This window comes from Rhizobium mayense (assembly GCF_030272705.1).
Lineage (GTDB): Bacteria > Pseudomonadota > Alphaproteobacteria > Rhizobiales > Rhizobiaceae > Rhizobium > Rhizobium mayense.
This window is the reverse complement of record NZ_JARFYM010000025.1, coordinates 71,394-95,308: the sequence shown is the minus strand read 5'-3', so window position 1 is coordinate 95,308 and position 23,915 is coordinate 71,394. Positions and strand designations below refer to the sequence as shown.

Annotated in this window: 23 protein-coding genes and 2 pseudogenes; 11 read left to right on the top strand and 14 right to left on the bottom strand. The window is 58.6% G+C overall.

The genetic code is table 11. The features are described from left to right. Positions 1–287: 287 nt before the first annotated feature. From PY649_RS24695 to PY649_RS24655, 9 genes are all read right to left on the bottom strand, one after another. The gene (locus PY649_RS24695) at positions 288–1,085 is read right to left on the bottom strand and encodes an endonuclease (protein WP_285871455.1); all 798 of its coding nucleotides are present in this window, start codon (positions 1,083–1,085) and stop codon (positions 288–290) included. Positions 1,086–1,093: 8 nt separating this feature from the next. Beyond that, positions 1,094–1,357: a hypothetical protein gene (locus tag PY649_RS24690; protein ID WP_285871454.1), complete on the bottom strand. Its 264-nt coding sequence runs from the start codon at positions 1,355–1,357 to the stop codon at positions 1,094–1,096. Positions 1,358–1,361: 4 nt separating this feature from the next. Continuing rightward, positions 1,362–2,462, bottom strand: coding sequence for an ABC transporter ATP-binding protein (locus PY649_RS24685; RefSeq protein WP_285871453.1), 1,101 nt, complete (start codon positions 2,460–2,462; stop codon positions 1,362–1,364). 8 nt (positions 2,463–2,470) lie between these two features. Next, entirely contained in the window at positions 2,471–3,292 is an 822-nt protein-coding gene (locus tag PY649_RS24680) for an ABC transporter permease (RefSeq protein WP_285871452.1), read from the bottom strand. After that, complete coding sequence (locus PY649_RS24675; protein WP_285871450.1) at positions 3,289–4,191, bottom strand: ABC transporter permease; 903 nt, start codon at positions 4,189–4,191, stop codon at positions 3,289–3,291. The genes PY649_RS24680 and PY649_RS24675 overlap by 4 nt, the downstream gene beginning before the upstream one ends. Continuing rightward, on the bottom strand, positions 4,191–5,351 hold the full coding sequence (locus PY649_RS24670) for an extracellular solute-binding protein (RefSeq protein WP_285871449.1): 1,161 nt from the start codon (positions 5,349–5,351) through the stop codon (positions 4,191–4,193). The genes PY649_RS24675 and PY649_RS24670 overlap by 1 nt, the downstream gene beginning before the upstream one ends. 543 nt (positions 5,352–5,894) lie before the next feature. Beyond that, the gene (locus tag PY649_RS24665; RefSeq protein ID WP_285871448.1) at positions 5,895–7,238 is read right to left on the bottom strand and encodes an MFS transporter; all 1,344 of its coding nucleotides are present in this window, start codon (positions 7,236–7,238) and stop codon (positions 5,895–5,897) included. Positions 7,239–7,674: 436 nt separating this feature from the next. Beyond that, complete coding sequence (locus PY649_RS24660; RefSeq protein WP_285871446.1) at positions 7,675–8,859, bottom strand: LysR family transcriptional regulator; 1,185 nt, start codon at positions 8,857–8,859, stop codon at positions 7,675–7,677. Next, positions 8,856–9,764, bottom strand: a complete 909-nt coding sequence (locus tag PY649_RS24655; RefSeq protein ID WP_285871444.1) for an NAD(P)-dependent oxidoreductase — start codon at positions 9,762–9,764, stop codon at positions 8,856–8,858. The genes PY649_RS24660 and PY649_RS24655 overlap by 4 nt, the downstream gene beginning before the upstream one ends. A 160-nt stretch (positions 9,765–9,924) precedes the next feature. Between PY649_RS24655 and PY649_RS24650 the strand changes: the two genes are divergently transcribed. From PY649_RS24650 to PY649_RS24635, 4 genes are read left to right on the top strand one after another with little or no spacing between them, the layout of a single operon-like run. Then, positions 9,925–10,659: a PIG-L deacetylase family protein gene (locus PY649_RS24650; protein ID WP_285871443.1), complete on the top strand. Its 735-nt coding sequence runs from the start codon at positions 9,925–9,927 to the stop codon at positions 10,657–10,659. Positions 10,660–10,681: 22 nt separating this feature from the next. Next, complete coding sequence (locus PY649_RS24645; RefSeq protein WP_285871442.1) at positions 10,682–11,647, top strand: VOC family protein; 966 nt, start codon at positions 10,682–10,684, stop codon at positions 11,645–11,647. Then, a complete protein-coding gene (locus PY649_RS24640) occupies positions 11,647–12,318 on the top strand; it encodes a 4-carboxy-4-hydroxy-2-oxoadipate aldolase/oxaloacetate decarboxylase (RefSeq protein WP_285871441.1) in 672 nt (223 codons plus the stop codon). Before PY649_RS24645 ends, PY649_RS24640 begins: the two co-directional genes overlap by 1 nt. Continuing rightward, positions 12,311–13,402, top strand: a complete 1,092-nt coding sequence (locus PY649_RS24635; RefSeq protein ID WP_285871439.1) for a 4-oxalomesaconate tautomerase — start codon at positions 12,311–12,313, stop codon at positions 13,400–13,402. Before PY649_RS24640 ends, PY649_RS24635 begins: the two co-directional genes overlap by 8 nt. Here the strand turns inward: PY649_RS24635 and PY649_RS24630 are convergent. After that, positions 13,368–13,478: pseudogene (locus PY649_RS24630) on the bottom strand (IS6 family transposase); the annotation flags it as partial. The gene PY649_RS24635 and the pseudogene PY649_RS24630 sit on opposite strands and share 35 nt — an antisense overlap. 279 nt (positions 13,479–13,757) lie before the next feature. Between PY649_RS24630 and PY649_RS24625 the strand changes: the two are divergent. The 3 genes from PY649_RS24625 to PY649_RS24615 all read left to right on the top strand — a co-directional run bounded on the left by PY649_RS24625 (position 13,758) and on the right by PY649_RS24615 (position 15,425). Continuing rightward, a complete protein-coding gene (locus PY649_RS24625; RefSeq protein ID WP_285871437.1) occupies positions 13,758–14,294 on the top strand; it encodes a hypothetical protein in 537 nt (178 codons plus the stop codon). Positions 14,295–14,368: 74 nt separating this feature from the next. Further along, positions 14,369–14,632: a hypothetical protein gene (locus PY649_RS24620; protein ID WP_285871435.1), complete on the top strand. Its 264-nt coding sequence runs from the start codon at positions 14,369–14,371 to the stop codon at positions 14,630–14,632. A 475-nt stretch (positions 14,633–15,107) separates the two neighbouring features. Then, positions 15,108–15,425, top strand: coding sequence for a hypothetical protein (locus PY649_RS24615; protein WP_285871434.1), 318 nt, complete (start codon positions 15,108–15,110; stop codon positions 15,423–15,425). A gap of 177 nt (positions 15,426–15,602) precedes the next feature. Here the strand turns inward: PY649_RS24615 and PY649_RS24610 are convergent, their stop codons facing one another. Continuing rightward, on the bottom strand, positions 15,603–15,968 hold the full coding sequence (locus PY649_RS24610; RefSeq protein WP_285871433.1) for a hypothetical protein: 366 nt from the start codon (positions 15,966–15,968) through the stop codon (positions 15,603–15,605). Here PY649_RS24610 and PY649_RS24605 point away from each other — a divergent pair. The 3 genes from PY649_RS24605 to PY649_RS24595 all read left to right on the top strand — a co-directional run bounded on the left by PY649_RS24605 (position 15,949) and on the right by PY649_RS24595 (position 19,775). Then, positions 15,949–16,281: a hypothetical protein gene (locus PY649_RS24605; RefSeq protein ID WP_285871432.1), complete on the top strand. Its 333-nt coding sequence runs from the start codon at positions 15,949–15,951 to the stop codon at positions 16,279–16,281. The genes PY649_RS24610 and PY649_RS24605 overlap by 20 nt on opposite strands. Positions 16,282–16,583: 302 nt before the next feature. Further along, complete coding sequence (locus tag PY649_RS24600) at positions 16,584–17,807, top strand: efflux RND transporter periplasmic adaptor subunit (RefSeq protein WP_432761399.1); 1,224 nt, start codon at positions 16,584–16,586, stop codon at positions 17,805–17,807. Between the two features lie 3 nt (positions 17,808–17,810). Then, positions 17,811–19,775 carry a MacB family efflux pump subunit gene (locus PY649_RS24595; protein WP_285871430.1) on the top strand — a complete coding sequence of 655 codons (1,965 nt, stop codon included), beginning with the start codon at positions 17,811–17,813 and terminating at the stop codon, positions 19,773–19,775. A 493-nt stretch (positions 19,776–20,268) separates the two neighbouring features. On the opposite strand, the gene PY649_RS24590 is transcribed toward PY649_RS24595, so the two are convergent. Both PY649_RS24590 and PY649_RS24585 read right to left on the bottom strand, forming a co-directional pair. Further along, the gene (locus PY649_RS24590) at positions 20,269–21,537 is read right to left on the bottom strand and encodes an ATP-binding protein (protein ID WP_285871429.1); all 1,269 of its coding nucleotides are present in this window, start codon (positions 21,535–21,537) and stop codon (positions 20,269–20,271) included. Next, a complete protein-coding gene (locus tag PY649_RS24585; RefSeq protein ID WP_285871427.1) occupies positions 21,534–22,265 on the bottom strand; it encodes a response regulator in 732 nt (243 codons plus the stop codon). Before PY649_RS24585 ends, PY649_RS24590 begins: the two co-directional genes overlap by 4 nt. A gap of 343 nt (positions 22,266–22,608) precedes the next feature. On the opposite strand from PY649_RS24585, the pseudogene PY649_RS24580 reads away from it, so the two are divergent. Next, positions 22,609–23,000: pseudogene (locus PY649_RS24580) on the top strand (PIN domain-containing protein). 252 nt (positions 23,001–23,252) lie between these two features. Here the strand turns inward: PY649_RS24580 and PY649_RS24575 are convergent. Then, entirely contained in the window at positions 23,253–23,885 is a 633-nt protein-coding gene (locus tag PY649_RS24575) for a DapH/DapD/GlmU-related protein (RefSeq protein WP_285871426.1), read from the bottom strand. Positions 23,886–23,915 lie beyond the last annotated feature (30 nt).

Genomic DNA, 23,915 nt, shown 5'->3' with positions numbered 1-23,915 from the left:
ATCTCGGCTCACTCGTCCAGACCATCGGTCCAGACGAGTGCACCAATTATCTTGTCAATGCTGGATATGCTTCAAACAAAACATGAAGCGCTCTAGCGGAGAAAAATCGGCCCGGCGAAATTCCGGACAATCAGGTTGTCATCAACTACTTCTCACCGCGAAATCGATCCCCGTCACACTCATGAAACAAACATTTAGGATAAGCCAGTCTTGTAGTGAAGACGACAATCGGACTGGCAATGACCGATAAGACGCTCGATGAACGTGTAACCACAACTACGCCCAACTCACCGAGGAAATATCGTAACCAGTAGGGCTTCATGGTCGGACGAAGGTTTTCCATCCTGACCGACAGCCTCGACGATCTGCGGAAGGCTCGCTTCCAGACCGCGTGTAAAGAACCAGTCTAGCTTTGCCCGAGGCCGTGTATTGCTCTCGGCAAAACGCTGCGTCGGCTTCTCAGCCACGTTGCATTCCTGCCATTCGTAGCCGGCCTGGCGTGCCGCCTCGAAGAGCGGTTCGTATCGCTCCGGCAATGTCAGCCGCTCCGGTTCGCGCGCAAGCTGTTCGAGCCATGCTGCCGGATCGTCTCGGCGTTTGGTAAACGGTGCTGTCGACGTGTTGAAGTCCCCACCAAGAATTGCCGGTTCGCCAGGCGCTATTTTTTCGATCATTTCAAGCATGCGCGTCATTTCCTGACCGCGCAGCTCGGGATCGCAGTGACTCTCGAGATGCACGCTGACCATGGTCACCCATCGGCCCGATACGGCAATTTTGGCACCCAGCGCAATCGTTCCGCCAACGCGACGCTCGCCGTGTGCGCCATCGAACCAGTCACCGCGGGCGTCGAGCCTGATCAGAAACGGATTCGCCATCCCTGCCGCCGACAGCAACGCTGCCCCATGGAAACCCTCGGCATTGACTTCGCCGGCATGGACGATTTGTTCGGTGCGATCGCCCAGGCCGAGCTCGACGAATTCCACGGCGTAGAGGTATCCCTCTTCGAGGCGACCGGCGAGCTCGACGATCCCATCGCGGTTTTGCGTTCTCGCCATGCCGCGGTCGACTTCGCATAGAAGGGTCACATCTGTATTCAACTGCTGAAGCGTTGCCGTGCTGGCGTCAATATGGCCAATCGTTCGACATTCCAGAACGCGACGCGGGCAGGGCCTTCGATGTCGCGCGACCGTTGAGTTCCACCGATTTCGATTTCGCGAAGTACCTCCAGCCGATCGAAATGGCCCCGATGATTTTCCGGCGCGCTCGGACCCTCAAGGATCGCCTGGCGCTCGGCCGGCGAAACAGGGCTAAGACGCCGCACGGTTTTAAAAAGTATCTCGTCGTTCCACGGGTTCATGCTGTCATGTCTCGCTGTATGTTTTTTTGGATGCCCGCGTTTCTGTCCGCGCCGAGAATGTGGTCTCCACAGGAGAGCGTCCGTCGCGATACACGAGTACGCGATTGATCCTGCATCCGACACGATCATCCTTAACGATCATTTGCCGACGGCCAATCTGGGCTTTGATGGCCACGCCGTCTTCCATCACCACAGTTGCGATCCGCGAGGAGCCCAGTTCGGCGACATGATTGACGACACCCAGACTCGTGCCGTTCTCGAAGGGAGCCGTCAGCTCGCAATCCTCCGGACGTATCGCGATGGCCCATTCCTTCGTATCGTCTTCAAGCAACCCTGGGACCCTGAAAGCTCCGCTTGTCAGTTGGCCGCCCTCGTGATGCGAGGGAAGAATGGTCATGGTGCCAATGAAGCCAGCGGCGAAGAGTGTCGCCGGCCGCTCGTAGACCGTGCGGGGGGTGGCAATCTGTTCGACCGCACCGCGATTCATCACGACGATGCGATCGGCGAGCGACATTGCTTCTTCCTGATCGTGGGTCACGAATATGGTTGTCAGTCCGAGGCGGCGCTGGATCGACTTGAGCTCATCGCGCAAGCGAATGCGTAAGTGGGCGTCCAAGCTTGAGAACGGCTCGTCGAGAAGCAGTATTCTCGGCTCAAGGACTAAAGATCGAGCCAGAGCCACACGCTGTTGCTGGCCGCCGGAAAGCTGCGCTGGGTAGCGCTTTTCCAGGCCATCGAGGCCGACGAGCGCAAGGGCGGAAGCCACTTTCTGCGCAACCATGTGGCGCGGGAGGCGCCGTAGCTTCAGACCAAAGGCGATATTTCCGCCAACGGTCATATGGCTCCACAGTGCATGGCTCTGAAACACCATGCTGGTTGCGCGACGGTTCGGTGGAACATCCAACATCGACGCGCCGCCAATCAGGATATCTCCCTCATCCGGTGTTTCAAAACCGGCAATCATCCGCAGTGCGGTCGATTTTCCGCAACCTGATGGGCCAAGCAGACAGATGAATTCGCCTTCGGCAACATCGAGATCGAGCCGATTGACGGCGTGTGTGTCTCCGAAGGTCCGTGTCACATTTTGAAGCGTCAAAGTCGTCATCGTCGTCGTCAGGCTCCAAATCCGGCCGCGAAGCTGCGGCTCTCAAACAGGCGCCGTGCAAAGAGCAGCAGCACGAGAGACGGGACCCACAGCATCACTGAAAGCACCGCCCCGTATTGGACGATGATCTGTCCGGTGATGAGGGAAAGCATGATGATTGGCAGCGTTCTGACATCAGGCACACCCACCAGAAGTGCCCCGTCGACGTCGTAGAAGGTATTGACGAAAGTCAGCAGTAGTGCGGCGCCTATCGCTGGTGCGGCTTGCGGCAGGGTGATGCGCAAGAGCACGGTGAGATGCGAAGCGCCGACGTCTCTGGCGGCCTCCTCCATTCGAGGATCGACCCCGCGGAACGCGGCGGCCGGGATCCAGATCATGAAGAGTAGCGTGAAAACCAGCTGCACCAGCACGACCGCTGTGTAGGTTCCGATCAGCCCTGCGGACAGGAAAAATACGGCGATCGACACGTAGAGAGGAAACCGCGGAAACGCATTGACTGCGATGAACGATAGCAAAAGCCACCGTTTGCCCGGAAATTCGAGGCGGGCGAACGCGTAGGCCGCCGGCAGGCAAACGGTGGCCGACAGCAATGTGACAATGGTGGAAATCATCAGCGAGACAGGTAGCGCCTGTCTGACGTCAGCTCGCGCGAGAATAAGGCCCCAGTATTTGACGCCCCATTGCGCTGGCAGAAATGCAGGTGGCCGCCAAACGTCAGCGAAGGCCCAGATCAGCACGCAGGCAAGCGGTCCGAGCACAAAGATGACCAGGGCGACTAGGAGAACGGCACCCGCGGCCTGATCGGAGATTCCTCCTCGGCGTGGGGTCATTGTCGAGCCTTTCCATCGCGCGCGGTGTCGCGAAAAACGCAAAGCGTGTAGATTACACCGATCACCAAACACACGAGAAAGGTAACCGCCGCCTGCGTCTCCGCGACGCCGCTATCATGCCGCTCGGAGAAGGTATTCTGCATGAAGATCGACATCATTTGCGGCGCGGCCGGACCCAGAATGTAGGGAACCGTGAAGGATCCGAAAATACCGAGGAAATTCAATGATGCGGCGACAACGATAGACCGTATGATCTGAGGCAGGATGATCTGCGACAGGATCCGAAGCCATCCTGCGCCGACGTCGCGCGCGGCTTCGATCGAGCTGTTCGAGATCTGAGCGAGGCCCGCGGTCAGCAGCATGATTGTCAGCGGGATATTCTCCCAAACCAGCCCGATAATGGCGCCGCTCGGATGGAGGTACGGCGTCCGGTATCCACTGATGCCGAGAGCGCGCAACGTCGTTGGAAGCAGGCCTGTCGGGCCTATGAATCGGATCAAAGCGAAGGAAATCACGATCCCCGGCACAAAGAGAGGAAAAAGCGCAATGATCTGAATTGCGCCGATAAAGCGGCTCTGGGAGAAGCGCAAATAGAGCGCGATTATGAGCCCGATCGTCAGCAAGATGGCCAGCGTGATGACCGACACCTGGACTGTGAACAGCAGATTCGACGCGCTGCGAGCGTCCGAAAAGAAGGCTTCGTAATTCTTAAGCGAGGGCTCTCCCGCTTGATCCGGGAAAATCGTTCCGAGGAGTGAACGGCTGGCCGGTAGCAGGACAAGAAGGATCATCAGTCCGAAGGCCGGCGCTACCAGCGCCAGCCCTAAGGTACCACCACCACCTCGCGAGGCACGCTTGCGCCGCGGGACGGTAGTGATCTCACTGATACCCGCAGTCATCAGCCGCGAACGATATGGGTAGCAACATTGGAGTACCAACCGTCGTTTAGCGCGGCGCTCCACTGGCCGCCGGGGAAGGAGGGCATTTTTGCCGAGGCTACGTCCTTATATTTCGCAGCCAGGTCCGGGGAAAGATGCGACCATTCGATGCTTGGGAAAGCGCCGAAGTCTTTCAGCATCTGCTCCTGAACAGGGGGCGTCAGCATGAAGTTGGCGAGCTTGAAAGCCGCATCCTTGTGTGCGGCTTGAGAGGGAATCGACGAGAAGGCATAGCCGCCACAAAAAGGCAGATCCTGGAGTTGGGCGAGCTTGGTGGTCCCCGGAAGCGCACCCTGCGAAATCCCCTGCAGCGATTGATCGGACCAGGCCGTGATCATCGATACCGCGCCGTCGGCAAACAGTTGAAGCGTGGGGTTGTTGCCGGCCGGATAGGATCCCTTGTCATAGAGATAAGGCTCGATATCTTTCAGGATATCCCAGGCGCCGGCAAAGCGCTTCTTGGCGACATCAGCGTCAAAGTTGTCGGCTTTGAACAGCGTTGAGTCTCGATTGTTCGCTTCGTGAATTGCGCGCGTCACCATATAGGCGCCCGATCCACCCTTGTCCGGTCGGCAGTAGATGAATTTTCCGGGATGTCCCTTGATCCAAGCGATCAGATCCGCCCAGGTTTTTGGAACCTCTTGCGGCGACACCACCGCACTGTCATAGGCAAGCAGAACCTGGCTGGCGCGATATGGAATGTCCTGAGGGATCTCAAGGCTGGCCGGATTGACGAGCGCGAGATTCGGAATTTTCTGCGCGTCGACGGTCTCGAACGCGCCGGACTGTGCTGCGCCCGGTACACGCCGTGGATCAAATTCCTCGAAGTAATCGACCTTGGGGTCGGCCTTTGCCTGCATGGCGGCCACCACGCGCTCACCGACGACATCGTTCGAACCGTTCGCGCGGGTGATGACGATGTTCAGCGATAACCCAGGATTGGCCTTCTCGAACATCGGAGCGAGCGTGTTTGTCCACCAGTCGGTCACATTGGTATCGCCATCGGTCATAACGTCGATCACTGTCTTGTCTGCCGCATGGACTGCCGAGACAAAGTAGAGAAGGGTTGCCGACGCGGCGGCGGATTGCAGAAAGAGTCGGCGTGAGATTTCGACGGTCATGTGCTCGCTCCGGAATTGGCCACTGGATAAGCGGCGCGTTGCCAGAGCGCTATCGGCGTTCCTTGACCGTCAGGTGACATGCCGATGAAGCTTCCATAAAAGAAAGCTACATCACGCTTTGTTGATGGAAGTGCTGCGGTTCAAATCGAACCAATCGATCATTTGTCCGCGACGGCGATAAGAAGGCGGAGCTCGCCCTCTTGCCTCCGGCTTCGCGAGTTCCCTCGATCGAGGCCTCGAAGCAGATTTGCGCGGATTGCCCACGAGATTTCCAGGCAGATCCTCCAAACAGTGAGGCTCCCGGAAGAGGGCAATCTCTCCGTCGCGGAAAAATCAAGCTTGGTCATCCCCTTAGAATCGTTCGTTCGTGGCCCTCTCTATATGAGTTAATCCGGGGTCGCAGGTTCGACTCTATTCAAGGCGGCAAGTCTCTCGGCCGTTGGTAGACTGGGCTGTTTGAGGCCGATCGACCTTTTCCGGTTATTGCTGCTCAAAGTAATTCCAGAGAAAACATGCGGCTCCGAATAGGAGCCGCATGGGCGATTATCTCGTAGCGCGTTGTTGAAGTTGCGGCGTCAGTTGGAGTTCGTTGATCAGGATTGCTGCCGCCCCGATTGCCGCCGGAACAGCGAGCGCGCAGAAGATGCCACGGAAGTCCCAGCCGAAGCCGAGCAACAATCCGCCGATCGATGAACCCAGAATGCTGCCCAACCGGCCGATGCCCAGCATCCAGCTCACACCGGTCGCACGGGCAAAGGTTGGATAGCGGCCCGGAGCGTAGGCGTTTAGGCCGGTCTGTCCACCGCTCATGAAGAAGCCGACGATACCGACGATCAACGCGAGGGCAACGGAGGTCAGGCCCGTGAATGCGAGCACGACCAGAGCTGCGGCGCCCAGGAGATAGGCTAGTGAAATCGCGCTCTTCGACCCGACGCGGTGCATGGCGAAGCCCACGACAACCGCGCCGATCGTGCCGCCGAGCTGGAACATGGCGGTTACGCTGGCCGCGGTTTCGATCGGCATTCCGGCATCCTTGATCATGGTCGGCAGCCAGCTCGTCGTCAGATAGATGACCAGCAGGCCCATGAAGTAACACATCCAGAGCGACAGCGTGCGTATGATGAACGTGGGTGTGAAGAGGAGAGCAACAGGCTGAGCCGCGGTTACCGGTTCGTCTTCCAGCGTAAATTCAGATACGGCTTTCAAGTCCTGCCCGGTCACGCCGGCGAGCTGATTTCGGATGCGGTCGATGGAAACCCCGCGGACGACCATGAAGCGGGCTGATTCCGGAAGCAGGAAAAACAAGATCACGGATAGCGCAAGCGGCACGATGCCGCCGAACACGAGCACCGAATGCCAGCCGAACTTCGGCAGCAGGTATGCAGCGACAAAGCCGATGATCGCCGAGCCGAAATTGAAGCCGGTGAACATGATCGCCAGAAGAACGGAGCGCTTCTGTTCGGGTAGATATTCCGACAGCAGTGTTGTCGTGTTGGGCATGGCGGCGCCAAGGCCGAGGCCGGTCAGAAAACGGAGCACAGCCATCTCCGCAGGACTTTGGGTAAGCGCCGTAAGCAGGCTTAGAACGCCGAAGGCAAAGACCGAGGCGAGCAATACGCGGCGACGCCCGAACCAATCGGAAGAGGAGCCTGCGAAGATCGCGCCGATGGCCAGGCCAACGGGTGCAGCAGCCATGACAAGACCAAAGGCGGGCTTGGAAATGCCCCAGTCCCCCGTGATGGCCGGAGCAAGAAAGCCCATAATCGCGACGTCCAGTCCGTCGCAGAAGACGATGAGAAAGCAGAGAACAGTCAGTGTCCATTGCATTCGCGACATTGGGCGGCTGTTGATGTAAGACCTGATCTCCAGGACGGCTGGCTGTGTCATGTACTCCTCCGACATGATGGTTGCGCGTGTCCGCACGAGGCTGATGGCTGAGCGCTCTCGAACGACGTTGTGGGTGGATCACCCAGGCATCGATCCGTTCGAGGAATGGCTTTGCGAATGCATCTGATCGACGCTTGCCGTCAACCTCCTCTGCCCTCGCGCTTCGTTGACGGGCCAAGCAGTACGCGTCTAGCATCACCACCTCCAATCCATTCAGAGGTCCGAGGCATAAGTAGCGGCTATAGAGTGCTAGCGACCCGAGCGACGTGGTCGCGGAAAATGGAAAACGCCCAAACCTTCCCAATATCGCATCGCGACGCCGAGCGGCCAACGGATGGTCTGACCTCTTGAGGCAGCCGGTATCATGTAGGAGCGGGCATCAACCCGGCGCACACGCCGCGTGGCATGCATTCGAGGAAAGCATCTTAAGGGAAGGCTATAGGCGCCGGCTTTGTCTCGCTCGCGCTTCCGCACGGATGTCGTCGAGAAAAGCGGCCTGAGCGGCTGTCGGCAGCCACCCCCTGCGTATCGTGATGCCGATCGGCCGTTCGGTATGGGCGAGATCGAACGGCAGGGATGCCATAAGGCCGCGCTCGATCTCCGCTGCCGCCTGACCGCCTGAGATGAAACCGAGATGATCGCTCTGGTCGAGCAGTTCACGCATGAGGATCAGCGAGCTGGACTCGACCACGCTTCTCGGTCCCGGCGATTGCCCTTGGAAAAGGGCGTCGAAATGGGCTCTTATCGGCGTGCCGCTCGTTGCGACAACCCATGGATAGGATGCCAGATCGCCTATACATATCGAGGATTTTCCGGCGAGCGGATGGCGCTTGCCTGCGACAATCACCACGGTGTCATTAAACAGCGATTCCTGTTCGACGTCGTCGATGGGAAGGGGATTACGCATCGCTCCGATCAGGAAATCGATCTCGCCGCGCCTCAAGCCGCCGAGCAGTTCGGCATAGATGCCCTCGACAACCTTGATTGGCAGCTTCGGCCGTTTCTTCCGAAATCTGGCGATCGCCGACGGCAGGATGAAGGAGCGCGATAGGGGCATGCCGCCCACGACGATCAGTCCAGCCTCCTGCGCCCGGGCTTCGGCGAGATCCGCCTCTGCCTGATGCAGTTCGGCGAAGGCGAGGCGGGTCGCCTGCGCCAGGTTTTGCGCCAGGCGCGTGGCGACCATCCCATAGGACGTTCTCTCGAATAGAGGACGAGCAGCCTCCTTTTCGAGTTGGCTCACGGCGCGATGGACGGTCGGCTGCGCCAGCTCGAGCCGCCGCGCCGCAAGCGTGAAATTCTCCAGCTCCCTGACGGCGACCAGGGCTTCGAGCTGCGCCGAAGTGGCGGTGATCTTGAGCCTGGGCGCAAGCTCGGTCAACGCCGGATCGAGATAAGAGAAGGCACGCCTCGCGCGCAGAACCAGGAGCTTGCCCTCGTCGTTGACGAAGAGGCCATGCGGCGAACGCGTGAACAACGCATATCCGAGCGTCTTTTCGATCTTGGACATGGCCTGCGTGACCGCCGGCTGGGATACGTAGCAGATCTCGGCCGCGCGCGTGACAGAGCCCGTTTCCACGACGGCCAGGAAGACCCGCAGATGCCGCAGATTGTGCCTCATCGGATCGCCGCGGCCTTCTTGTCCCTCTCCTCATCCATCCGTTCGAGGATGCTATCGGCTCGGCTTGGAAGGTCGTCAATATCGACCGGAATGGAGAGCGCTGCGATCTCGTCCTGCCAAGCGGCAATGGCTGCCGACATCCTGTCCGGAAGTCCGAGTTCACGGACCGTAGCGGCAACCTCCCGCATCTCGGCCGCCCGACGAGCCCCGTGCACCATCATCCGTTCGAGGTTGTAGGCGCTGCGCCTGGCCCAATCTATGCCGGGATCGGAGGCTTGCAACGAAGCGATGACGGCGTTCTCCACGCCGGCACGGCGCGCCGCGAGCATCGCTTCAGCCGTCAGAGCCTCCAGGCCTTTGACCATGACGGAGCGCAGCATCTTGATCGATGACGCTTGTCCCACTTTCTCGCCCGCACGCTTCGGCTTCATCCCGAGATGCTCAAGCGCGTCGATGGCTGCTTCGGCATGGGGACCGGAAACCAAAAGTGGCGTCAAATGGCGGGCCGGATGCACGGGCGACATGACGGCGACATCGACATAACGGCCGCCTCCTGCTTCGATCGCCTCGGCTGCTATAATTTTGGCGGAGGGCGAGCAGGAATTGCAGTCGAAATAAAGCGCACCGGCCTCGAGCCATTTGGCCGCCTCTGTTGCTGCAAGCAAAGTCTGATCGGCTGTGACGAGGCTGAAGACGATCCCGGCGTCGGAGAGCGATTGCCGGGCGTCGTTGGCATGGCGGACGTCGAGTTCGGCGCAGGCTGCTGCGATTTCGCCGGCGCTATGCGGATCGGCAATCTTGATGTCATAGGAGGCGAGCATCGCACCGTCAGGTCGTGTCCAGCCCGATGCGAACGCGCGTGCTGCTTCGCCAAATCCGATCATGCCGATCTTGAAGTGGTTCATCATCCGTCCATCCCACGACCATTCCGTCAGTGCTGGCTTTAGTCCAAGAAAGATGGCTTCGCCATTCGTTATAGCAAAAACTTATGAACAAGGCGTCGAAAGAAAATTGGCAAACTGGCAGTTCGGAGCGACATACGGTTTCGAAAAACAGGAGGCTTCAATGTCCGACAAGAAGACCGCGTTGGTGATTAGCGCCCATGCCGCAGATTTCGTCTGGCGCTGTGGAGGGGCGATCGCTCTGCATGCCGACAAGGGTTGTGACGTCACCGTCGTCTGCTTGTCCTTCGGGGAGCGAGGCGAGTCAGCCAAGCTCTGGAAACAGAAGGACATGACGCTTGACCGCGTAAAGGCTGCGCGGCGTGCCGAGTCGGAAAAGGCTGCCCGGGCACTCGGAGTCCATGACCTGATCTGCTTCGATCTCGGCGACTATCCACTGCGCATGACGGATGATGACAAGTATCGCCTCGTCGAAGTGATCCGCAAGGTGCAGCCCTCGTTCATGCTGAGCCACTCGCAATATGATCCCTACAATACCGACCATATGTATGCGACGCAGGTCGCGCTCGAAACCCGCATGATCGCGCAGGCCTGGGGTCACAATCCTGGCGAAAGCGTCCTCGGTGCGCCGCAGCTCTATCTGTTCGAGCCGCATCAGACGGAGCAGATGGGTTGGAAGCCGGACGTGTTCCTCGACATCACCTCTGTATGGGATAAGAAGCGGGCCGCCATCGAATGCATGGAAGGGCAGGAACACCTCTGGGAATTCTACACTCGGGTCGCGCAGAACCGAGCCAACCACTTCCAGAGGAATTCGGGAGGCCAGTCCGGCGGGCGCGCCGCCAAATATGCGGAAGGATTCCAATCGGTCTTCCCGCGCACGGTCGATGACCTTTAATCGACCCTGGGAGGAGCTTGAAATGGAACCGTGTTTCGATATCGCCCACCTCGGTCACGTCGAGATGTTCACCGACAAATATGACGAGAGCCTCGATTTTTTCGTCAATGTCTATGGATTGACCTTGGCGGGTGAGGACGAGAGTTCCGCCTATTTGCGTGGCTGGGACGATTACGAGTTCCATACCCTGAAACTGACGCGCCATGAGACGACCGGCATCGGGCACGTCGCCTACAGGGTCTCGTCGCCGCAAGCGCTTGAACGACGCGTCACGGCGATCGAGGCGAGCGGTTACGATGTGCTCGGCTGGGTGGATGGCGATATGGGCCATGGCAGGGCGTTTCGATTCAGGGACCCTTTCGGCCATATCTTCGAAATCTATTGGGAGACGGTCCGCTACGATCCACCGCCGGCGGAGCGCCCGAAGCTCAAGAATCTTGCCCAGCGCTATCATGCGCGAGGCTGCCATCCGCGCCGCCTCGATCACCTGAACTTGCTCGCGGCCGACGTTTCCGAGTTCCGCAAGTTTATGGAAACCTGTCTCGGATCGCGCGTTACGGAGATGATTCAACTCGACAATGGCCGCCTCGGCGGATGCTGGTTCACGGTCAACAATAAGACCTATGACCTCGCCTGCACAGAAGAACATGGTGGCGACGACGGGCGCCTGCATCACGTGACCTATGCGACCGACACGCGGGAAGAAATCCTGCGTGCCGCCGACATCTTTCTCGAAAACGGCATCCACATCGAGACCGGACCTCATAAGCACGCGATCCAGGGAACTTTCTTCCTCTATGTCTGGGAGCCCGCAGGCAATCGGGTAGAGCTCGCCAATTCTGGCGCACGGCTGATCCTCGCGCCCGACTGGCAACCCGTCGTCTGGACCGAAACAGAGCGAAAGAAGGGCCAGGCCTGGGGCCTGAAGACAATCGAAACTTTCCACACGCACGGGACACCGCCCGTAAAGAAGCAGGGAGACCATTGATGGGAGTCGTCGTTCAGAACATCCCGCGCGCTGAACCTGGCTTGATCGGGAAGCTCGCCAAGGCAGGGGTCGCGACCGTTCACGAGGCGCAAGGCCGCAGGGGGATGCTCGCGAGCTACGTGCGGCCGATCTATTCCGGGGCGCAGGTTGCGGGATCGGCGGTGACGATTTCAGCACCTCCCGGCGACAACTGGATGGTCCATGTAGCGATCGAGCAGCTCAGGGAAGGAGACATTCTTGTCCTTGCGCCGACATCGCCTTGCGACAACGGCTATTTTGGCGATCTGCTCGCGACATCGGCCGTGGCACGCGGCTGCCGCGGCCTCGTAATCGATGCTGGCGTTCGCGATGTGCGGGACCTGACGCAGATGGGTTTTCCGGTTTGGTCGAAGGCGGTTTCCGCGCAAGGGACTGTCAAGGAGACGCTTGGCTCGGTGAACATCCCTGTCGTCTGCGCAGGCGCCCATATCGAGGCCGGCGATGTCATTGTTGCCGATGATGACGGCGTCTGCGTCGTCAAATGGGCCGAAGTGGCTGACGTAGTGGCGGCGGCGGAGAAGCGGCTTGCCAACGAAGAAGCCAAACGCACACGCTTGGCATCCGGTGAATTGGGCCTCGATATCTACGGCATGCGCGAGACACTGGCGGCAAAGGGGCTCAAATATGTATGAGGAGGGCATCCCCTGCTTGTGGATGCGGGGCGGCACGTCGAAGGGCGCCTATTTCCTGGCCGAGCACCTGCCGGCCGATACGGCGGAACGCGACGGTCTCCTGCTCAGAATCATGGGTTCGCCCGATCCGCGCCAGATCGACGGCATTGGCGGGGCAGATCCCCTGACGTCCAAAGTGGCGATCCTGTCACGCGCGACGCGTCCCGATGCAGACGTGGACTATCTGTTCCTGCAGGTATTCGTCGATCAGGCGCTGGTCAGCAATGCCCAGGGATGCGGCAACATTCTCGCCGGCGTCGGCCCCGCGGCGATCGAGCGGGGACTCGTGAAGACGAGCGGCGAAGCGACCAAGGTGCGCATCCATATGGTGAACTCCGGGGAGGTCGCGGTTGCTCGCATTGAAACTCCCAACGGCCGGGTGAACTATGCGGGGACCACGGAGATCGCGGGCGTTCCCGGTGCCCATGCGGCTATTCCGCTTTTGTTCACGAATATTGCTGGATCGATGTGCGGTTCGCTGCTGCCGACAGGACGTGAGGTCGACGTGATCGACGGGGTCGAGGCCACGTTGATCGACAACGGTATGCCCTGTGTCATCATGCGGGCGTCGGATTTCGGGCTGAGCGGCAGAGAAAGCAGAGAGGAAATCGAAGCAAATAGCGCCTTGAAGGAGCGTATCGAAGCCATTCGCCTGCAGGCGGGTCCGATGATGGCGCTCGGCGATGTGAAGACAGCCTCGGTTCCGAAAATGACCCTCGTATCACGGCCTACGAATGGTGGCGCCATTTCCACGCGCAGTTTCATTCCACACCGTGTGCATGCCTCGGTCGGCGTTCTGGCGGCGGTAACTGTTGCGACGGCGACCCGGCTCGCAGAAAGCCCGGCCGCAAAGCTGGTTACGGCGCCTGCGGATAGTCGCTACGAGATCGAGCATCCGACAGGCAGCATGGAAGTGTTATTGGAACTCGACGCCCAAGGCCAAATAAAGGCTGCGGGTACGATTCGAACGGCAAGAAAACTTTTCGAAGGCCGTGTTTTTCCACGCGAAACTCCTCCACTTGCCGAAGGCTCAGCGGGAACCTGAAACACAGCCAGACCGCATGGGCGATGATCTATCGCGGAAAACTGTGGCGCTCGTAGCTGATGGACGAATTCTTCATCCGACCATCTTTATACCCCACGCACTGACTCCATTGCCGCATTACGCGTGACGCCGTCTCGGTGTGCTCCGACGCATAATGCCTTGAAAGAATAGCGGCGCCGTAGGCTCGGGCTTTCTTGCAACATTTCTTTGCAAATCACCCCCGAGCCGCCATTTTTTTGCGAACAGCCCGCCGTATTTGAGGCGCCTCAATGCTATCCCTGAGATGTAACGCCCCAAGGAGCGCTGGATGGAGACGAGGCGGATTGAATGGAGAAATGCTCGAGGCGGCTCCTATTTGCATGCGGTATTAGCACTGTCTGCTTGCGCCGCCGTCGTCGGGCTGTTTTACGCGGCGACACCAATCGAGAGCCTCGGCCCCGTTGCGGTCGATGATGGCAAACTCTACGGGCTGCCGCCTATCAACAGCTTGCAGGCAGTTATCGATGCAAGTCCGGCCACGCCGTTACCGGCGATCGCGAATGTGGCCGTCCCAATTCCGGCGGAAAGATCGACGAGCTTGGCGAAGCTGGCCATAGCCCGAGTCCATGCACAAAAGGCGAAGGCGCCGCTTCCCGCATCGCCAGATGTGCGGCGGTTCGACGAGTGCCTGCCACAATGCGAGACCAGGGATCCCATGATCGCAGGATACACTGTCGACAACGACTATGCCGAAAGTCGGCAATTGCAGGCGAGCGACGACCACGCGGACGAACCCGGCTTCTCACCATTGAAAGATGCGACATATGCCGTCGCCCGGGTGGCGGACGCTTCCGGGGCAGCCCTCAAGGGAGGACGCAAGATGCTGGATCACGTCATTCCCACGGATTGGTGAGGTGCAGACCCCATTCAAGGTGGGCTGAGAACACCGGATTGCTAGGAAATTCACAATCATTCGCGAGCCGCGCCATGGGCGGCTCAACAAAAGAAGCATCCGGACAATACGACACTGCTTTTACCTGCCTGCCGACAGCACAGCTGTCGCGCTTGCTCGCAATAAAATCGAACAAAACCGAGAAAACCGCGAGACGCGCAACGGCTATTCTCTTTGTCATACTGGAGGATTGTCATGGCCTCGGACCTAACGAAGGGTGCCCAGAAGCGAATTTTGATATTTTTGCCGAAGGGCGCCGCTCAAGTCATCGCGACGAAGTTGGCAGAGCACGGGTATGAAACGACAGTTGCTTTGTCGATAGCGGAAGTGTCCAACGCCCTCCATTCCGATCGATACGGTCTCGCCGTAACCACACGACCAGACATTGATATCGTCCGCAATATTCGCTCCATACCAGTGGTGAATCTCGAGGTGTTTTTTCACGCTGTCCCGTCCGACAGCGGCCTCGTCACCTCATCGAAGCAATTTGACGACACCGGGTTCCTGCAACGGATCAAGGCGCTCATCGATCCGAGGCCCGGCAGGTCCGAACCCACCCAGCCTGAAACGGCGCCGATTGCGTCGGCCGGTGCAAACGTCAAGTGGCCCTCTCGATGGCTGGTATTCGCAAGATCTCTGCTCGGAAGCTACGTCGCTACGAACCCAAAGAGCTAAGACATGGTCGCTCATAGATCCGTTGGAAGCGAAATCGACTCAACGCGCGATCGGAACGCACGCCGCTTTCGATTTTCTGTCCAACATCTGCAGGCCGCGTTGCCGAAAGAGGAGCTGCTGCTTTACGGCGGAAGCATAACAATGGTCTGGATAATGGGTGCAGCGGCGTTAAGCGGCTACATCTTATCAGCGCTGTTTGCGATCGTGGCGATGTGGCGGTTCTTCAGAAGCGCCGCGAGCCACTTGTTGACGGAAATGCCGAAGCGTTCTGTGCTCAGGCACTACATGATCAGTGCAATCTCGCTGTTGCTGTTTTTCCTGCTGGCCGTTCGCGCCTGTTACATCGCCACGGTTATCATCGACACCGTATTTCGCAGCGATTTGTTCGAAAAGATCGCGGTCAAGAGCCTCACTTGACGTTCCACACCACCGGCCCTCTGGTATCCCCATTGCCAAAGGATGCGGGATGAGGAAATCTTGTAATAAATTCTTGCTGATAGAGTTACAGCAAACTTCGTTCGCAACATTCCGGCGCGAAGAAATACTCGGAAACATAGGGACGCATCCCGTTTATATGCTTCGATTAGCTTCGCATCAATGAATTGAACCGAGTTCAAAGGCATTGATCATGAAGCGTCTGCGTATCGCCACCACTTTATTGTTAACAGCCGTCGGCGGCATGAATATCCCGGCTTTTGCTGAGGAGCCTTCAATACCGGCTGCCGAGCAGAAACCTGTCGGTGCTGAGACAATGCAATCTGCGCCGGAATGGATGGGGCCGGAAAGAGCGCGATGCCCTGGTTTCCACGGCGATCCCCAGCTGGACAACGCTGTGATGGCATTCAGGGACGGCATGCCGGCCCCGTCGCCGCTCGGGCCGCCCGCCGGTTTCCCTCCTGACCCAGATCGCACGTTAGAGCTCGCAAGCAGATTGACGGCCATGGAAACGTTGATCGGCATCCGTGTCGCCCAACTTGATGCCTGGAGGAGCTACACCGCTGCATTGACGGACTTCCTCGATTTTCGGGACCATATGCCGCCAAGGCCCTATTCAGGGGCCAAAACGACCCCATCAGATCCCGATATCGGTGATAAGATACCGCCCGGACTGTTCGGGGAGGAGATCGCCGATCACATGCTGGACCAAGCAATCAAGGCTCGCATGCTGAAAGATAAAGCAACCGCGCTCCGCGCCGTTCTGACGGCTGACCAGCTCAAGAAGCTGGAGGATGCCGAACGATCGCCCGGCCCGGGCCCTCGTGGATTCCGTTAGAAGCCATCGATCCCCGCCTTGATGGGCAGGCCATTTATCTCCTTCTCCATCCGACGGGGATTAGCCCCGGACACAAGTTGCCCGATCTCCGTCGGTTGGAAGGAGCGGCCCGTAAAAAGGCTGCAAGGTCCGGGGCGCCCCGCCCGGCATCCCCGGACCAATCTCTATGCGGATGCACTGTCCGCACTTGACCATAGTTAGATACGATGCTGAATTCCCCAGGCCGGATAACGGCGCAAACCGAACTGAGACAAGTTGACATAGCCGCGCCGCGCGTGCGGCTGTTGGGCACTTCGCGAAAAATCCAACTTCGGCGGCCAGGTTTGGCTTTAGCCGCGCTCGCTCTGCTTGTCGTCGCCGGCGCATTGCTGTTTCGCGGAGACATCATTGCTCAGGAAAACTCATCCGCCATCACCGCTGCGGCGACACGCGGCGATGTCGAGGAAGCCGTGCTTGCCTCGGGCACATTCAAACCGATCAAGCTTGTTGCCGTGGGCGCGCAGGTCTCAGGACGGATCACGGCGCTGAAAGTCAAGCTCGGCGAAGCGGTCAAGAAGGATGCGCTGATCGCCGAAATCGACTCCACGACGCAACGCAACGACTTGAGGACCGCTCAGGCCTCGCTTGCCAATGTCAAAGCGCAACGCGAGGAAAGCGAAGCCGATCTCGTCAATGCGCAACAGACACTGGCACGACAGCAGACTGTTTTTCGCAATCGAGCCGGGTCCAAGGCCGATCTCGATAGTGCGGAGGCGAGCGTCAAGAAGATCACCGCGCAGATCGCTGCGCTCGATGCGCAGATCATTGCGGCTGGAGTTGCAGTTGAGACGGCGCAGGCCGATCTATCCTACACCCGGATCACCGCGCCGATGGACGGGACTGTGCTCGCCATCGTCAATCAGCAAGGCCAGACCGTCAATGCGGCCCAGTCGGCTCCGACGATCGTCATTCTCGGGGAGCTCGACACGATGATCGTTCGCATCGAGATATCGGAGGCCGACGTCGTCAAGGTCAAGGTGGGCCAACCGGTCTATTTCACCATCCTCGGCGATGCCGCAACCCGCTATGATGCCGTATTACAATCGATCGAGCCGGCACCAGAATCGATCACCAGCGACAGCAGCGTCACATCTTCCAGCACGACCTCCTCCAGCAGTACATCGACCTCCTCGTCGTCGTCTGCGATTTACTACAACGGCATCTTCGCCGTACCGAACCAGGACAACCGATTCCGAACTTATATGTCGGCCGAAGTCCATATTGTGCTCGGCGCGGCCAAAGATACACTCATCATTCCGTCTTCGGCGCTTGGAGCGAAAGCTGCCGACGGTTCCTATAGCGTGCAGGTCGTCGCGGCGGACGGACGGCAGACCTCTAGAAAAATCACCATCGGCCTCAACAACAACGTCACCGCCGAGGTGCGATCAGGCCTTTCGGAAGGGGAGCGCGTCGTTATCGGCCAAGCAAGCATAAGCACGACGACCAGTAGCAGTGCCGGCGGACCGCCGCCGCCGATGGGGTTCTGAGCGATGGTTGCCCCACTTATAGAACTGAAGGGTATCAGCCGGGAATATCAGTCCGGCGACCGTACCATTACGGTGCTGAAAGGCATTAATCTATCGATCGCCGAAGGAGAGATGGTCGCCATCGTCGGTCCCTCCGGTTCCGGCAAATCCACGCTGATGAACATCATCGGCCTGCTCGATCGTCCCACCGCCGGCACCTATGCGATCGCCGGATCCGAGACGCATCGGCTCGACAGCGATGCGCTTTCTAGGCTAAGGCGCGAGCATTTCGGCTTTATCTTCCAGCGCTATCATCTGCTTTCGGAGCTAAGCGCGCTTGGCAATGTCGAAGTCCCGGCGATCTATGCGGACCAGCCCAATCAGGCACGGCATGCCCGCGCCGCTGTACTTCTTGACCGTCTCGGCATGGGCGATAGGACCGCGCACAAGCCGGGTCAGCTTTCCGGCGGCCAGCAGCAGCGCGTCTCCATCGCGCGGGCCCTGATGAACAACAGCAATGTCATCCTCGCTGACGAGCCGACCGGCGCGCTCGACCAGCAAAGCGGCGAGGACGTGCTTGGCATCCTCTCCGAGTTGCATGCCGAAGGTCATACCGTGGTGATCGTCACCCATGACAAGAAGGTCGCGGCCCGCGCGCAGCGTGTCATCGAAATTTCCGACGGCCACATCATCGCTGACAGCCGATCATCCGACAAAAATACGCGGATTTCTAACAAACACGGTTCCTTGTGCGAGAAGGAGCATGCCAGCGCCGGCTGGCGTGAGCTGGGCAACCGGCTGCGCGAAGCTTTTCTCATGGCCATCCTCGCCTTGAAAGCGCGCCGGTTGCGCACCTTCCTCACCATGCTCGGCATCATCATCGGCATAGCCTCGGTCGTTAGCGTCGTTGCGCTCGGGGAAGGTTCGCAGCGCAAGGTGTTGGCCAATATCAACAGTCTCGGCACCAACACGCTGGAGATTTTTCCTGGCAAGAGTTTTGGCGATATCCGTTCGGGACGCATAAAGACCTTGGTGGTAGCCGACGCCGATGCCTTCGCCAAACTGACTTACGTCGCCGCGGTCACGCCGACCGTTTCGACCAGCAAGACGGTTCGGTTCGGTTCGACGGAGGCCAATGCGCTCATCAATGGCGTGGGCGACGCTTATTTTTCGGTCAAGGGTTCGAAGCTTGTGGTCGGTCGGCTGTTCGACGCAGACGGCGTGCGGCAGATGGTGCAGGACGCCGTCATCGACCAGAATACGGCGACGACGCTCTTTGCGGGTAAGGGCCTCGATCCCACCGGGCAGGTGATATTCGTCGGCCAGGTGCCCGTCCGCGTCATCGGCGTCATCGCTTCGCAGCAGGGCGGTTTCGGGTCCAGCGACAACCTCTCGGTCTATCTTCCCTATACCAGCGTGCAGGCGCGGTTCCTCGGCGATACATCGCTGCGCAGCATCACCCTGCGCATCAACGACGATACCGAAAGTGCGCTCGTGGAGAGCGCCGTGACGCAATTTCTGGAAGTCCGGCATGGCACCAGGGATTTTTTCATTCTCAACACGGACGACATCCGCCAGACGATAACGAGCACGACGCGGACGATGACCCTGCTTGTCTCCGCAATTGCCGTCATCTCGCTGCTTGTCGGAGGCATCGGCGTCATGAACATCATGCTCGTCTCGGTGTCCGAGCGCATCGCCGAGATCGGGGTCCGCATGGCTGTTGGCGCCCGTCGCCAGGATATATTGCAGCAATTCCTGATCGAGGCCGTGTTGGTCTGCCTGTTGGGCGGCACGCTTGGGATTGCTCTTGCGCTCGGCTTTGGTGTTGTCTTCAACCGATTGGGATCGAACTTCGCCCTGGTCTATTCAGGAAGTACCATCGCTCTCGCATTTACCTGTTCCTGCGTGATTGGCCTCACCTTCGGCTACCTGCCGGCGCGTAACGCGTCCAGGCTCGATCCCGTGGCGGCGCTTTCAAGAGATTGATCGTGAATCGCTAAAGTCGGGGTCAAAAGACCGACCATCCTCTTTCACAGAGGAAGAAATCCGGCTCCACCACTCATGTTGGGGGCGTCTGGTGGAGCCGGCATGCGGGTGATCAGAGCACTCAAAGAGCTCCGGACCGCATGTGAATTTACAGCAACCATCCTTGGAAATATTTCCAAACATTGCTGAAACAAGGTTTTTTTAGGAAATTTATTGTCCAAACGTTTCCAACATGGTTGAAATATTCGATGTTTATCCATCACATCTTTCAATACATTTGTATATCACTCGGGAAATATTGGTATATTGTGAGTACGTCATTTGTACGGAGCAAAATTATAGGCGATATCGCCCGTTTGACTATTTGCTCTCGCTGCTCCATTTCTTTAGACAGCAAGCGGCAATCATCGCTTCGTGGGAAGATGATCGAATAGGATCAACGAATTTCAACAGGGAGAGAGAACGGCGGCCCGATGTTGAACAGAGGCGATCGTCAACCAGCAATAAGTCTATCGCTGCGGCTCTTGAATGCGACCACCTGCTCCAGACCCCTCGGCTGCCGATTGCGCACGGTGATCTCTCCTTCGAACCTGGAAACGATTTCTTTGGCAATAGCCATTCCGAGGCCTGCTCCCGGGAAGGACCGCTGTCGCGCGATATCGATCCGGAAAAATGGCTCGAACACTTGGCTGAGGCGTTCTTCGGGAATGCCCGGCCCGGTATCGACAATCCTGACCACGGCCTTGTCGCCGGCGTGAGTGACGGTAACGATCGCCGATTCACCGTGCGTTGCCGCGTTGATCAAGAGGTTGCGCAGCGCCCTTGTGACCGCCAGGGAGCCCGCGCAAATCATCGCGGGCTCCAGCTCACCGACCTCGATCGCCATGCCCATCGTCGTCAGCTCCGTCACGATGTTTGCAACGATCGTATCGAGCCTTACACGCTGCATGCTGTCCGTGGAGATTTCCTCGCGCACCAATCCGATGGCGCTATCAGCGATCGTGTCGAGCTCTTGAAGGTCGGCGAGCCATTTCAGCCGATCTTCATCATCCTTGATGAATTCGGCACGCAATCGCATGCGCGTCATGGGGGTTCTGAGATCGTGACCGGCGGCTGCGACCAGTCGCATCCGGCTCTCCGTTGCGGCCTTCACCCTTGTCGATAGTTCATTGAGTGCCCGCGCGGTCACGCGAATTTCAGCCGGACCGGTTTCCGGAACGTGCGGGAGCGTCCCGTCCGGTCCAATCTCGGCCGAGGCGCGCTCAAGCAGGCGAAGCGGCTTCATGATCTTCGATGCGGCAAATATGGAAATTAGCACACTTCCGGTAATGATGAGGCCGAGCCATCCCGTGAGAATCTTCCATCCCCCAGGTGGCGGACCCAGTTCCGGCATCGGCATCACCATCCAATTGCCATCGGGGAGGTAGAGGGAGGCGGTTGTGGTGCCGGTCGATTGGCGGGATACGGTCGCTACCCGAACATCGCCGGTTCGGCGCAGGCTTTCCATCAAAAATCCGGAAAGCGGTTCATCGGGGGCTCCGTCTGCAGGAACAGCGGCTATGACCACGCCAGCAGAGATCGCTGCAGCCTTGTCTTTTTCCGCAAGCTTCGCGAGTATGGAGAGCTGTCGCGCCATCGGCTCCATGGTCGTTTCCGGCCGCGGTCCTCGCATCACCAGGCTTGCTGCAAAAGACGACGTGATGACAACCAGAACAATGGCCGTGAGCAAGAGAAGCGCCAGGCGGGCGCCCAGGGACTTCATGGATCGCTCTTGACAGCTGTCACGGGAACAACGAGCTGATATCCGCCGTTTCGGATCGTTCTGAACACTGGTTCGTCGGCCGTCTCTCCGAGCTTGCGACGCAATCGGCTCATCAGCACGTCTATCGAACGATCGGCCGGATCGCGATCACGCCCCTGCGTCAAGTCGAGCAGCTGGTCGCGGGACAGTAGCCGGCCGGCTCGTTCGACAAAGGCCTTGAGCAGATCAAATTCGGCGCCGGTCAACGAAATGACCTCGCCATTGTCCCTGGTAACGCGACGAAGCTGCGGATCGAGGGTCATCTCGGCAAAACGAAAACGACGCTGATCCGGTTCGGGAGACGAATCCTCATTTGTCCGGCGCAGGACCGCCCGAATGCGCGCTGCCAGCTCTCGCGGATTGAATGGCTTGCCGAGATAGTCGTCAGCGCCGATCTCAAGCCCCAGGATCCGATCGATATCCTCCTTCAGAGCGGTCAGGAGAATGACCGGGACGCGGGGGCGGCGGTTTCTGAGATCGCGACAAAGATCAAGGCCCGATCCATCGGGCAGCATGACATCCAAGACGAGGAGATCCGGAGTACGCCGATTGAGGGCTTCATTGCAGCCGCGAAGGTTGCTCGCCGTTGAGACGCGAAAGCCCTGCTCCTCAAGATATCGGCTCAGAAGCGCGCGAATTTCATGGTCGTCATCGACAATCAAGACATCGGACGCAGCGGTCACCGACATAGGCACATTTCCATTTCTTCAGGCTTTTACACCACTCCTCTCCAAAATGAGGTTTTTCGCAGGCGAGACCAGCAAAAACTCCCGTAAGAAACATTGGTTTACAAAAATCTTGATAGTGGAAATCTTGAGCAACGAAATAAGTCTGCGCGTTCCGTTCAACACCAATCGGCGCGCGTCGCGACTTCGCCGCTTGGCGGCGGGCTACTATTGCCCTGCTGGACGGCGGCCTTTGCGGCCCTCTCCAACTGCGTAACCAGCGCAGAACTGAAATGCATCGCGCATCCCTCTCATCTTCATCCAGCCTGTGCAGCTTGGTTCGCTCGGTGGCTGACCGTTCCGATAAATGCCTTCCGAGCCATGGAAACCGATTCCTGATGAGGCAGTGGTCGCTTGGTTGGACGCCCAAGCCATCGAAACGCTGTTCATTTCCGCAATAACGATTGCTGGACTTCGCTTCGGGATTGCTGCCATACCCTCGGGGAAACGGCAAACTATCCTCCGCGACCGCCTTGAGGGCGAAGTGCTGCCTCACTTTTCCGAGCGCATCCTGTCCCTCAATCTTGCGACTTCGCAGGTTTACTCGGAACTGATGGCACGCGCTCGAGTATCTGGAAAAGCGATCGGCGCGGCTGATGGCTATATTGCCGCCACAGCAGCAGCAAATCGCCTCGCAATCGCGACACAAGTCTGTTCGAGGCGGCTGGGTTAAAAGTGATTAATCCCTGGTCCCGATAATGGCGATGTGGATCTAGGTATCCTAGAGCGGTTCAGCGTTTCACGGAAACGATTTCCCGCTCTATCCCTTTGTTTTCACGCAATTCCGGACGGAAAACCGCTGCGCACTTTTCCTGGAATTGCTCTAGGTTCGTATCGGTTCAAGAGCAACGCAAGCCGTGCATTGATCCCGTCTGGCGGTGACAGGACATCGCGCTTTCGAAGTTCGAATCACTGTCATCCTGCACGAAGTTACATCCCTTGTGCTTAATCTCATGACCACTTCTTGCAGAATGCTTCGATGTCGTTCGTCTGAAAGTCTTGCAGCCTTTCCATGATCGTCTCGAACGGCCAATCCCACCAGGCGATCGATTCGAGCTTGGCAGCAATGTCTCGAACGAAGCGTTCTCGGATCATCTTTGCCGGCACTCCGCCAACGATCGTATAGGGTGCGACGTCTTTGCTGACGACGGCGCCGGCAGCCAGCACCGCGCCGTTTCCGACTGTCACCCCCGGCAAAACGATAACACCGTGGCCGATCCAGACATCGTGTCCAATCGTGACGCGGTCTGAAGCGCGATCGTGGAAAAACGCGTAATCCCGCGTGACATCGGCTGAATAATACTCCGGGCAATAGGTGAACCGATGCATTGATGGTCGGTCCATGGGGTGGTTCGGTGCTCCGATCCGGACTTCAGCTGCAATGGCGCAGAACTTGCCGATGACGGCGTCGCCAACCATGCAGCGCTGCCCAAGATAGGAATAGTCGCCGAGCTCGACCGTATGCAAAGAGGTGTCAGCCAGGATCTCGCAGCAACGGCCAATCCTGCTTTCCCGAAGGGCTACGGATTGATGAATGACGGTTTCGGCGATCTTGGGCCGTTTCTGTTCAGCTATTTTCGACATCTTACCTTCCGAATTATAGCGGGTATCGGC

Coding starts and splice junctions, on each gene's coding strand:
- PY649_RS24595 (WP_285871430.1), top strand. CDS start 17,811: ATGGTTGCCCCACTTATAGAACTGAAGGGTATCAGCCGGGAATATCAG.
- PY649_RS24655 (WP_285871444.1), bottom strand. CDS start 9,764: ATGAACCACTTCAAGATCGGCATGATCGGATTTGGCGAAGCAGCACGC.
- PY649_RS24590 (WP_285871429.1), bottom strand. CDS start 21,537: ATGAAGTCCCTGGGCGCCCGCCTGGCGCTTCTCTTGCTCACGGCCATT.
- PY649_RS24665 (WP_285871448.1), bottom strand. CDS start 7,238: ATGACACAGCCAGCCGTCCTGGAGATCAGGTCTTACATCAACAGCCGC.
- PY649_RS24610 (WP_285871433.1), bottom strand. CDS start 15,968: ATGCCGATCAACGTTTCCATGGCCGTCAATCTGCTTGCGAGCTCTAAC.
- PY649_RS24585 (WP_285871427.1), bottom strand. CDS start 22,265: ATGTCGGTGACCGCTGCGTCCGATGTCTTGATTGTCGATGACGACCAT.
- PY649_RS24670 (WP_285871449.1), bottom strand. CDS start 5,351: ATGACCGTCGAAATCTCACGCCGACTCTTTCTGCAATCCGCCGCCGCG.
- PY649_RS24645 (WP_285871442.1), top strand. CDS start 10,682: ATGGAACCGTGTTTCGATATCGCCCACCTCGGTCACGTCGAGATGTTC.
- PY649_RS24690 (WP_285871454.1), bottom strand. CDS start 1,357: ATGAACCCGTGGAACGACGAGATACTTTTTAAAACCGTGCGGCGTCTT.
- PY649_RS24680 (WP_285871452.1), bottom strand. CDS start 3,292: ATGACCCCACGCCGAGGAGGAATCTCCGATCAGGCCGCGGGTGCCGTT.
- PY649_RS24660 (WP_285871446.1), bottom strand. CDS start 8,859: ATGAGGCACAATCTGCGGCATCTGCGGGTCTTCCTGGCCGTCGTGGAA.
- PY649_RS24635 (WP_285871439.1), top strand. CDS start 12,311: ATGTATGAGGAGGGCATCCCCTGCTTGTGGATGCGGGGCGGCACGTCG.
- PY649_RS24685 (WP_285871453.1), bottom strand. CDS start 2,462: ATGACGACTTTGACGCTTCAAAATGTGACACGGACCTTCGGAGACACA.
- PY649_RS24675 (WP_285871450.1), bottom strand. CDS start 4,191: ATGACTGCGGGTATCAGTGAGATCACTACCGTCCCGCGGCGCAAGCGT.
- PY649_RS24575 (WP_285871426.1), bottom strand. CDS start 23,885: ATGTCGAAAATAGCTGAACAGAAACGGCCCAAGATCGCCGAAACCGTC.
- PY649_RS24605 (WP_285871432.1), top strand. CDS start 15,949: ATGGAAACGTTGATCGGCATCCGTGTCGCCCAACTTGATGCCTGGAGG.
- PY649_RS24650 (WP_285871443.1), top strand. CDS start 9,925: ATGTCCGACAAGAAGACCGCGTTGGTGATTAGCGCCCATGCCGCAGAT.
- PY649_RS24620 (WP_285871435.1), top strand. CDS start 14,369: ATGGGCGGCTCAACAAAAGAAGCATCCGGACAATACGACACTGCTTTT.
- PY649_RS24640 (WP_285871441.1), top strand. CDS start 11,647: ATGGGAGTCGTCGTTCAGAACATCCCGCGCGCTGAACCTGGCTTGATC.